General features: G+C 40.3%; 9 protein-coding genes. 3 read left to right on the top strand and 6 right to left on the bottom strand.

Annotated elements, in window-relative coordinates:
* Positions 1-306: 306 nt before the first annotated feature.
* The 3 genes from V7K73_RS27015 to V7K73_RS27005 all read right to left on the bottom strand — a co-directional run bounded on the left by V7K73_RS27015 (position 307) and on the right by V7K73_RS27005 (position 1,775).
* On the bottom strand, positions 307-843 hold the full coding sequence (locus V7K73_RS27015; RefSeq protein ID WP_334884737.1) for a DUF948 domain-containing protein: 537 nt from the start codon (positions 841-843) through the stop codon (positions 307-309).
* Between the two features lie 11 nt (positions 844-854).
* Positions 855-1,205 carry a YtxH domain-containing protein gene (locus V7K73_RS27010; RefSeq protein WP_334884735.1) on the bottom strand — a complete coding sequence of 117 codons (351 nt, stop codon included), beginning with the start codon at positions 1,203-1,205 and terminating at the stop codon, positions 855-857.
* A gap of 234 nt (positions 1,206-1,439) precedes the next feature.
* A complete protein-coding gene (locus V7K73_RS27005; RefSeq protein WP_334884733.1) occupies positions 1,440-1,775 on the bottom strand; it encodes a hypothetical protein in 336 nt (111 codons plus the stop codon).
* Between the two features lie 777 nt (positions 1,776-2,552).
* On the opposite strand from V7K73_RS27005, the gene V7K73_RS27000 reads away from it, so the two are divergent.
* Positions 2,553-3,545 (top strand): metal ABC transporter solute-binding protein, Zn/Mn family, encoded by a 993-nt coding sequence (locus V7K73_RS27000; protein ID WP_334884731.1) that lies wholly within the window; start codon positions 2,553-2,555, stop codon positions 3,543-3,545.
* Between the two features lie 277 nt (positions 3,546-3,822).
* Here the strand turns inward: V7K73_RS27000 and V7K73_RS26995 are convergent, their stop codons facing one another.
* Positions 3,823-4,356, bottom strand: coding sequence for a DUF4330 domain-containing protein (locus V7K73_RS26995; RefSeq protein WP_334884729.1), 534 nt, complete (start codon positions 4,354-4,356; stop codon positions 3,823-3,825).
* 393 nt (positions 4,357-4,749) lie between these two features.
* Between V7K73_RS26995 and V7K73_RS26990 the strand changes: the two genes are divergently transcribed.
* Positions 4,750-5,610 carry a M48 family metallopeptidase gene (locus V7K73_RS26990; protein WP_334884727.1) on the top strand — a complete coding sequence of 287 codons (861 nt, stop codon included), beginning with the start codon at positions 4,750-4,752 and terminating at the stop codon, positions 5,608-5,610.
* Between the two features lie 66 nt (positions 5,611-5,676).
* Here V7K73_RS26990 and V7K73_RS26985 read toward each other — a convergent pair whose 3' ends face one another.
* Entirely contained in the window at positions 5,677-6,432 is a 756-nt protein-coding gene (locus V7K73_RS26985) for a metallophosphoesterase family protein (protein ID WP_334884725.1), read from the bottom strand.
* A gap of 252 nt (positions 6,433-6,684) precedes the next feature.
* Between V7K73_RS26985 and V7K73_RS26980 the strand changes: the two genes are divergently transcribed.
* On the top strand, positions 6,685-6,969 hold the full coding sequence (locus V7K73_RS26980) for a DUF2470 domain-containing protein (RefSeq protein ID WP_334884723.1): 285 nt from the start codon (positions 6,685-6,687) through the stop codon (positions 6,967-6,969).
* Between the two features lie 187 nt (positions 6,970-7,156).
* Here the strand turns inward: V7K73_RS26980 and V7K73_RS26975 are convergent, their stop codons facing one another.
* Positions 7,157-10,303, bottom strand: a complete 3,147-nt coding sequence (locus V7K73_RS26975) for a plasmid replication protein, CyRepA1 family (protein ID WP_334884721.1) — start codon at positions 10,301-10,303, stop codon at positions 7,157-7,159.
* Between the last annotated feature and the right edge of the window lie 22 nt (positions 10,304-10,325).

Here is a 10,325-nt window from a genome sequence, read left to right as displayed (position 1 = left end):
GAACACAAAGAAAGAAAGAAAGAAAGAAAGAAAGAAAGAAAGAAAGAAGAAGTTAAGAGGGTTTGGCGCAGCCTCACAAAGAAATGGTATAACAAAGAATTATCATTATTCGCTCTACTAGTGACGTTCATTAATTCCTAGAGGCTGCAAAGAAATTATGGAGTTTTTAGAATCTGATGATACTTTAAGTGTAGAAGATAAGCTTAGTAGCTTAAGTGCGGATTTAGTGTCTGGCGAGGACATGATAAAATAGCACATTTTGACACCCTATCAGGAAGATAAGCAATGCCCTATGCTTTTTTTTGATCAATCTTCGTCATCAAAATTTGTTTCCCAGCTGGCATCGTTGTAACCGTCATTAGCGCGGTATACTTCTGCTTTGCTCCGGCGATTTTCTTGCTTGAGGGCTTCTCGTTCTCGCAACGTTAGGGGTGGTTTTTCATTGCTTGGTAAGCGATCGCTTGTTCGCCTTGTGGGTTTTTGGCGCGTGAAATTTCTCCAAGCAGCTTTCGCGCCAACCAAGATGCTACGTGTACCTACTTGCAGATTTTGAGCCTGAATTCTTGCACTATCAAGGCTTTGATCGACTTGTTTCACGACTTGATTAGCAGTTTTTACACCTTCACTAACATCACCACTTAAGTCAGTGATTTCCAAACCAGTCACACGGATAGCTTCTAGAGTGGGTGGTAACTCCCGCGAGAGTGTATCAAATAGCTTTTCTGCACTACGAGCAGCGCGTGCTAACTCCTGTAAAGCAGGTATTGCCGCCACTAAAACCGCAGTCAAACTTGTGGCGACTAAGAGTAAAGAAAGTCCCAACCAAAACAGGGGATCAATCACGGTTGTGTCATTTATAAGCGTTCTAGTTGCTGGGGAAGCGAATCTGAGTCTTCAACAGATATTTGCCGCTTTAAGACTTGGCTTTCTCTCTGACTGGCATCTACACCTGCTGCGATCGCTTCCTGTAATCTATCTAAAGTATCATCCCAGTTTCGTAGTGCGATCGCAGATAGACGATCTGCCTGGATTTGCACACTCGTTGATAAATCTTCTGCCAATTCTGGGATAGCATTAGCAGATTTTTTCAAAATTTTACGCGTTTCGCGCCCTGTACGGGGAGCCACCAGCAAACCGGTTAAAGCACCGATGGTAGCTCCCAGCATCAAACCGCCAAAAAATACTCCAGAACGGTTATTAGACATCTTGTTATTTCTCTCCTTACACCCATTTTAAGTGGGTTTTCTCTCCTTGTAAGATTCCACCGATTTTATTCAGTTAATCTATCCTGACAAAATATCAGCCAAAAAAGTTGCTTTTATTCATTAAATATTAAAATTATTAATTACTTATAATCAAAACTCCTTGCGTCTTTGTTTCATGGTGTCACTGCGTCCCTGTGTCAGTCCTAATTATAAATGTTCATCTGTTGACATAACTCATTTTCCAACAGTTCTTTTCGCTGGTGTTAACTGTAGCCTACGAAAATAACGCTGCCAGATTTGCTGTCCTAGCAAAAGTAGACTAATAATTTGCCGCACTTGTTGGATTTGCATTTGTAGTACTTGATTTTTCTGCCGTAACTTATAAATACTCTCCTGGCTGAGATAAATATTTTCGGGTGCTTTATTCAGTGCTGCATGGGTACAACTTTCATAGGCGGTTAAGCTATCTGCTATGTATGCTAACTGCTGCTTGAGTTGCCACACTCGCCAAGCTACATAGAGTAGTATCAGTGAAATGAGGGTGTTAACGAGGATAACTAAAATAACCATTGTTTATATTCACTAATATCAGCTTTGAGGGATTTTTCTATATACTTGACTTGGTTCTTATTTAATGATTAAGAAATTACAAAATAAAAATTATGGCACAAAGTACAGTCGGTATTGTGCAATAAAGAGCAGTTAGATGATGCTCTGAGCGTTATTGAAAGGCTTTACTAGGTAAAATTTAGTCTAACGCTAAAAAATCACCAATTCGCCAATTTTGTAACCCCCAGATGCCCACAGTTCGCAAAACCACAGCTACAATTGCCTTAGATTCACGAATCGGGAAGGCGAAATCAACCCGTATGCTCAATAAGCCCCAGCATTACTATGTTCCACTCCTTAACCTGATAATCTTAGATCATTTGCGACCTTTGTGGAATGTAAGCACAATGGTATAGCCCCTTCAACAGACGGTGAGAGAACTACACTACACTCTTTACCGGAGGCTCCCCAGCATCACCTTTATTATTGTGCTTTTACCCTACCAGTTTTCCAGTCTGTCGCCTGACCTTAACTAACATTTTGCCTGCAAAAACCTCACTTCGGGTTCACCAAGTAAAAATTGCTAGATGTGCTATTGGGGAAGGAGAGAGTCTATTAATTCCTCTTCCCTTAAAAAGGCTTGCTCTAATTTCCTCCTTGTTAAAAAGGATTAGGGAGGATGAAGCCAAAGCCTTAGCGTATAACTTTTAACCTCTACCTTGTTGAACGCTTCCACCTGGTATTTCACTAATCCGTTACTGATAATGATTATTTCTATACATCCAGTAGGAGTTTCGGATGTCAAAAAAATTACCATCAACTAATTTCTTCCGAGCTATTCTTGTTGCTTTGACAATTGGATTTGTTGGGTGTGGAAATCAAACTGCAAGAACTGCATTCACTCAGACAACCACTCAGGTAAATGAGAATCTTCCCAGAGTCGTTGCAACTACAAGTGTATTATGTGACTTAACCAGACAAGTTGCCGGAAATTCAGTTAACCTCACCTGCTTAATTGACCCTAGTACTAACCCCCAATTTTATAAACCAAAACCGGAAGATCGTAGAGCCATTGAGCAAGCTAATCTTATTCTCTATAGTGGCTATAATTTAGAACCAAATCTGATCAAATTAATTAAAGTGACTAAAAACACTGCACCGAAAATAGCCGTTAGTCAACTTGCAATGTCTAAGCCACAAAAGTTTCAGAAAGGCGACAATAATCTAACTAATCCTCATCTTTGGCACAATACGAAGAATACTATCAGGATGGTGGAGGTAATTAATAGTAACTTGAGAAAATTAGAATCTAGCGAAGCAGAGGCTTATACCAGCAATACCAAAAGAATCACAAATGAACTTACTCAACTAGATAGCTGGATTAAGTCAAGAATTGCCAGTATTCCTCCCAAAGAACGGAAGTTAGTTACAACTTCTGATGCACTGAGTTATTACGCAAAAGCATACAGGATTCCATTCGCAGGGGGATTACAAGGTATTAGTACTGGCGAAAACCTGACAGATGCAAAAGTGAAAAATTTGGTTACAAATATTAAGCAGGCTAAAGTATCAACAATTTTTACTGAGGCGGCAATTAACCCTAATTTGCTTCAATCTATAGCCAGACAAGCTGGAGTAAAAATTTCTAACAGGAAGTTGTATGCTGAGGGACTTGGTGAACCCGGAAGCGAGGCTGACACTTATCAGAAAATGATGATTGCCAATACACGCACAATTGTAGAAGGGTTAGGAGGGACGTATTTAATGTTTGAAGCAAAAACTGCTCAGTAGTTTTAACCTCAATTGATTAATCCAGGGCTATTTCATTCTCATTTAGCCCGCCTCAGAATTAATTTACCTGTCTTATAGCACTCATTCATCTGAAGATAACTGAGACTCATGTTCTAGTCCGTTTTAACGGACTTTAGCTATGAGCCTATAACTTTAGTTCTGGGCGGTTTATGTATAGAATGAAATAGCCCTATTCATTAATCTGATAAACCGAGTTTTTGGAGATTAGATAAAATTCGGTTTATCAAATTATTTTTTTAAGACGAAAATGTGAATGCTATTTGTCTTTTATTCTGACATCAATAACAGTTGCATTGAAGTTGTAGTTATAGCCTTCCAACTCAAATGGCATACCAATTTTAACTTTACTGTTACCGAGAACGGGGCCATTGTCAGTCAGTTGAGCTTTGCCATCTAAAGTCAAAATCAAATCGGTACTAAAATTGTTGGTTTTTGGATCTGGTAATTCTTTAACAGTGCCATCAGGTTGGGGAATATTGATTGTTCTAGGTAGCTGTTGAATGGATTTAATCTCAATCTCGCCATGAGGTTGATTGCGGATAATCACATTAGTTTTACCGCCTTTTTTTAATCCGTTATTGAATAATTGTTCCGGGTCACGCACATTCAAACCACGAACTACTAAGTCTACTTCTATGGGTACTGTTTTCGCACCGACTTGGGCAACAGAACCAGAAGTGCCAGGAAAAATAAAGATGCCAAATATAACTAGCAGAATTACTAGCGCAGCACCTAAATCTAAGAGGTTGATTTTGCCGAACAAGCGACCTTTTGAATCTAAAATAGCCATAAAAAGTTTTCCGAGGTAATAGCGAAGTAATTGATTGTAGCAAGAAGGTTTTCGATGGGAATAGTAATTTTCCCTGTTTGGTAATAAAGGAAAAGCGGCTGGGCGTTGCGGTTATGCGACAGTTTATCACGAGTTCGTAAGTTCGCAGGGGTGGCAGCTAACGCTTAAACTTTTGCCTGTTAAGATTGACACACCCAGAAAGTAATATCTAGTGTTTAAGCCTATCTCTAGAGGAAGTCTCTAACCCCCGTAATTCGGTAGATTTGCCTAAACATTAGCTGTATAACAACTCCTTTAGTCTTGATTTAAGAATGCAACTTAGAATACTCTAAATCCGTCTCATAATTTGTCCGATCATTTTATGTTCTCCCAAAATAATCTTCAGCGCCTATTATGTTCAACTGGAATTTTGTTGCAAATTACCGTGTGTCGCGGCGTCGCTGGTTTTATCCTTTAATTTCAGTGATAGTTGCCTTGAGTCTGTGCTTGAGTACACCCTTACCTGGAAGAACTTTAGATTTCTTACCTCTTCTACTCCAAGGAGTTCAGGCATTTCAGCTTTCTAGTATGTCCCCTCGCCAGGAAGTTGATCTGGGTAAGCAGATTAATCAAGAATTAGTAGGCAGTGAAGTACGGCTTTATCGTAATCCAGAAGTTAATCGCTATGTGGAACAAGTTGGTCGGCGTTTAGCTGCTAATAGCGATCGCCCCGATCTCCCCTATACCTTCCAAGTAGTTCAGGATGAAAGTATTAATGCTTTTGCTACCTTGGGCGGCTATGTATATGTCCATACGGGTTTGCTGAAAACCGCAGACAATGAAGCGGAACTAGCAAGCGTACTCGCCCATGAAATTGGTCACATTGGCGGCAAACACGTAGTTAAACAGATGCAGCAAAAAGCGCTCGAAAGTGGTCTATTAACAGCTGCTGGCTTAGACCGGAGTACGGCGGTGCAAATGGGTGTACAGCTAGCGCGAGACTTGCCACGCAGTCGTAGCAATGAATTTGAGGCCGATCAAAGAGGACTGCGAACTTTAACACGGACTGGTTATGCCCAGTCTGCAATGGTTTCTTTTATGCAAAAGCTGCTGAAACAGGGTGGTTCTGCTCCGACATTTTTAAGTACGCACCCCGGAACGAGTGATCGCATTAAAGCCCTCAAACGTGCAATTAACTCTCAACCTAGTGAGGAAAATTATGGCTTGGATAAGGCTAGTTATAGAGCTAATATGCGAGCATTAGTGAGGTCTTGAGGGTATTAAGTATTGGGCATTGGTTATTCCCCTTGTCTCCCTCATACCCCTCATCTCGAATATTGCTCAATTCTTATTGCGGCGATCGACTTTGATTTTAGCTGGATCAACTCTGATCACTACATCTTTTAAGGGCAAGCTACGGAGATAGTGTTTAAAAATGTTAACTTGATAAACCAGGTTATTCGTGACATCTAATCCAGTCAACCAGCCACTCCGGGGATGATAAGCGCCAGTATCTATGTCTAGCCATCCCTCTCCTTGTGCCAGTTTGCCAGGAGAAACACCCGGTAGAGTAAAGGTAATGGTGTGACCGATGATAATTAGCTTATCTGGAAAGTAGGGTTTTTCAATGCTGTGAAATTCTTCTCGTATCCAGCATAGTTGATCGGCAGTTTGTTCTGTCACCGACCTGGAAGGGTCAACGCCAGCATGAGCTAACCAAATATCCCCCAAGTCTAAATATGTAGGCAAACTCTTAAACCAATCCAGATGGTCATCAGGAATAGAAGCCTCGTTGTAACTGGCTACGGTAGCTTGCCCCCCACTATATAACCATGCTTGCATCGTCGGGGACGAAGTTCTGTGATTGGTCAGAATGTTTAATAACATCTGCTCATGATTTCCCAGCAAACATGGGTAGTTATGTCGCTTGACAAAATTCACTACTTGTGAACTATGAGGACCACGATCAATTAAGTCTCCCAGAAAATAGATTTGATCGTCTGAGGTGGGGGCAATCGCCTCCAACAATGTCATCAAACCTTCATAGTGCCCATGCACATCCCCAATTACAATTCGTCTGGGGCTAGTTTCGTTCATTGTCTTTTAGCTTCAATAGTTTGGCTAATACTTCTGCTACAGTTTAAGCTGTCTGGTTTCCGTAATAGAAGGTAAAAATACTGAATAAGTTTTATTTTAATTTAATTATTCCCGTATAAATAAAATTAATTTATTACGCAATGGGATAAAATGCAGAATCTTGAGTGCTAAGAAAGAAAATCAGCAAATTTCATTCGCGTTCTTAGCTTAAAATTTAAGCTGTTGCTATATTGCTTACTTTGTATCTCAACAATGTCTAAGGATTTTTCTGCTGATATTAGTTCGCGCATCTGCAAGCACATGAATGATGATCATGCTGATGCCATAGTTGTTTATGCTAAGGCTTTTGGTGGTGTAACATCTGCTAGTGCAGCACAAATGCTGTCAATTGATGCACAAGGGATGGATTTGACAGCGCAAGTGAATGCGGAAGTTGTGCCAGTTCGCATCCAGTTTGATCATGTTTTAGCAGATGCGGAAGATGCCCATCAAACTTTAATTGCGATGGTGAAGCAGGCGCGGCTGAAGGCAAAGTAGAAATTGGGATAAGTAGGTAGGCAACATCAAACCAAACTATGTAACTAAAGGTAAAATCTCTGTATTTGGCTCGTAGTTGCGCTTTAGCGCTAAAGCGCAACTACGAGCCAGTGATGATTATTTGCGCCCACTTACTTAATTGTATTACTAATGCTTGGCTGTCTTTAAACATGCCGTTTGCTTGATATTAGCTGTCAAGGGTATTAGCTACTGCGGCATAAGCCTTGGGTTGGATAATTTCAAACTTCCAGTTTGAAGAATAATCAGGCAATTCATAGTCAGCACTCTTAAGATGAGCCAACATCAACTCATCCCGTTGATGCCAAACTGTAAATATTCTCTCCCTGCCATCATAAAGCGTTTCTAGGTCGATTTGATAAACCTCATTTATCCGCTTTAGTTTCAAGCCCAACAAATTTAACAGTCGGCTGAGTATTTTTATTGCCGAAACCTGCTCTTTCTCCCCAATTAAGTTAATACCAAGCGCTCTTTTAATATGCTTACTATGCTGAAAAACAATATTTTTTAGCAGTATCAAATCTGGATTACTCTCGATAAGTTCTCGTTTTGCTTCGAGAAACTGAAGCATTCCCAAAGCTCTCATCGCCTCAACTTTGAGTGTGTAAGTTTTTAAATCTGGAAGAAAAACTTTCCCTTCACCCCAAGACAATTGCTGATGCCATTCTTGCTGATCTCTGACGTGAAAATACTCGCTTTCGTGAGTTAGATAATAGTGAATTAACAATTGACGATAATATCCGTGGTCATCCTGCAATTTTAGCCAAGGAGTAACTTCTACACCATACCTTTGCCTAAGAACATGTTTATTGATTTGGTTGCGTTCTCCATCAGTCAAGGAATGCTTCACTAATAGCTGCTCATATTCTACATAATCAATATCTTTAGCATTAGCCACAGCAGTTGCTAGTGATAGTTGATTTTGCTGCTTAATCTCTTTAATTTTGCGTTTAATATCTTTAGCTTTTTGGCGGCTTTGCGCCCAATCTTTTTGAACTTTGACAATTTCTAAAATTAATCTTTTGCGGGTAGCTAAATCATCAGCGTCAGTTGCTAAAAAGGCAAGGCGTAAATCCCGAATAATATTATTGTGAACAGCATTACTCCGCATCTGAATTTGATGTCCATCAGCAATCAAACCATCTTGCATCGATTGACGATAGAGGCGAATAGAAGCATTTACCCGTGCAGATAATTTAGCCCAAGTTCGCAAATGAATTGGGTCATGAACTAAAGGTAAATCCACATCTATTTTATGTAGTGGACTCAGCAAAGCTAAGTTTTCTTTTTGATTTTCTTGATACCAATCAGATAGCAAGCGATAATTTGTACTACCACTACCAATTAAGCCAATACCTCGTTTAGCGCACCAGACAACACGCGGTACATCATCGCGCACTCTTGCTAATGCTTGTCTTGCTTCCGAGTCAGGAATTACCCCTTGAAAAATGCCATAAACTCGGTCGAAATGTTGGACATCAATACTAATTCCTGTACCAAGACTAGGGGTAACAAAAACGCCGTCATATTCAGAGATTTTTTGATTGATTGCTGCGATAAAATCAACCGCTTCGTGACCAGGTGTGTTTGTAGTGTGGCTACTAACTACCAAAGTTTTAGGAAATTGCCGTCGTAATTTTTGTAAGCGTTCTTTCAGATAACGTTCAATTGTTTCGCAGCTGTAACGCCCAGCGCGACTATCGGTAGTAACATAACATTTACGTCCAGCAATTAAATCCAATTCAAGTTGGTGAATTAGCGGTGTTGGGTTCGGCGAATCATAAAAAGTTACGTCCCAACCATGCTGAGGTTTCCACTGATTGAGAACTACCCAAGGTGTTAATTTAATTCCTGCCAATCCTTGTAAATATTCAAGTGACACATCCGATAAATCAGCATCTTGGGCAATTACTAACCCCCCAGTTGTTAAAACTGTGGAAATTAGTTGCTGGAATAATTTTAATATTTTTACACGCTTATGTTTACAAGTATTACTATTTAATAGATGCCACAAAGACTGCTCTACTTCATCCAGAATTACTATTGCTCCTTGCCAATTTTCCGGGTTAAGTTTCCACATAGAATCAACGCACAATCCAAGGGACTGCTGAGGAGAGAGTGAGCGGAGAATCGGAGGAGCGGGGGTAAGTGTTTTATCAATCCTTTTATCCGCATCTTCTTTATGTGTTCCCCATTGAATACCAATTTTTTTACACAAAAATCTTCCTAGTAGAATTCTGTGAGTAATTAATAAAACGGGTTGATTTCTAATTTTGGCTTGCTGAACAACGGCTTGCAGTGCTGTAGTTTTACCTGTTCCTTTTGCTGATTTGACTCCTACTAATCCAGAAGTGGGGAAAGGTATTTCACTTATATAAGGGCGATTGAAGGTGAGAGCAGCAGGAATAGTTAACTCAGTGTGGGGTTTGGTTTGAGCAAGATAAATTTCTAAATCAACACTTTGGCGATAAACGGTTTCAAAACTACTTGCACCTTTTGCAACGATAAACTCATCAACTCCTTTTTCTATTCCTGGAAGTTCGATAATTTTGACAGTGCATTTTTCTTGCTGGAATAAACAACCAAGTTGAGAAATAGCATTATTTACAGCAGCAATTGTTTTAGGCTGCGTTTCAAAATCAAAGCAAATATAAAAGCTACGCTTTGTCATTGCAAATGCTGCTAAGTCAGGAACTAGCTGACGACGGGTAACTTGGCCAAATTCATCTTTAACAACCCGATAACCACTAGTAATTCCGGGAATAGCAATAGCTGCATATCCTTGCGTCAAAAGTGTTGCTGCTTTCTTAACACCTTCGCAGAGAATCAGGGGAATGTTATGTTGCATCACCCATTGCCAAAAGCCTTCAGCTTCACCATCAGCAGTAATGGTGATATTGTCAGGCATGACCAGATTGTAACGTGCAGCGACTTGCTGCCACAGTTGCAGCGTTACGCGCAAACAAAACATCCGCGTTGGTGTGCTGGGGGGATGCTCGTATTTGATGGACTTACCATTGTGATTCTGTCGGGGTTGGTTTGGCTTAAAGCATCCCCATTCCATCATTTGCCAATTATTTAAAGGGTCTAGCCCGGAACACCACCAGCCACCTTCAGTAATATGAGCATAACGCTGCAACAATACAGCTTTCACCATTCCGGTATTAGTGCGAGGGAGTAGCTTAGAAATCAATAGATACTCATAAGCAGTTATGCCTTGAAGTGACCTAAAATTGAGTTGCACTAGGTGTAAGTCTATACCACTACTCTTGACTAATTCTTCAAGGTGTTGGGGGTCTAAATAGTGCAGATGCATAGGGAAAGGCACGAAGGGAAAG

Source organism: Nostoc sp., from assembly GCF_036916975.1.
Taxonomy (GTDB): Bacteria; Cyanobacteriota; Cyanobacteriia; order Cyanobacteriales; family Nostocaceae; genus Nostoc.
Note: the sequence above shows the minus strand (reverse complement) of the source record. Positions and strands in the feature narration are given on the sequence as shown.

Coding starts and splice junctions, on each gene's coding strand:
- V7K73_RS27010 (WP_334884735.1), bottom strand. CDS start 1,205: ATGTCTAATAACCGTTCTGGAGTATTTTTTGGCGGTTTGATGCTGGGA.
- V7K73_RS26975 (WP_334884721.1), bottom strand. CDS start 10,303: ATGCATCTGCACTATTTAGACCCCCAACACCTTGAAGAATTAGTCAAG.
- V7K73_RS27005 (WP_334884733.1), bottom strand. CDS start 1,775: ATGGTTATTTTAGTTATCCTCGTTAACACCCTCATTTCACTGATACTA.
- V7K73_RS27000 (WP_334884731.1), top strand. CDS start 2,553: ATGTCAAAAAAATTACCATCAACTAATTTCTTCCGAGCTATTCTTGTT.
- V7K73_RS26990 (WP_334884727.1), top strand. CDS start 4,750: ATGTTCAACTGGAATTTTGTTGCAAATTACCGTGTGTCGCGGCGTCGC.
- V7K73_RS26985 (WP_334884725.1), bottom strand. CDS start 6,432: ATGAACGAAACTAGCCCCAGACGAATTGTAATTGGGGATGTGCATGGG.
- V7K73_RS26980 (WP_334884723.1), top strand. CDS start 6,685: ATGTCTAAGGATTTTTCTGCTGATATTAGTTCGCGCATCTGCAAGCAC.
- V7K73_RS26995 (WP_334884729.1), bottom strand. CDS start 4,356: ATGGCTATTTTAGATTCAAAAGGTCGCTTGTTCGGCAAAATCAACCTC.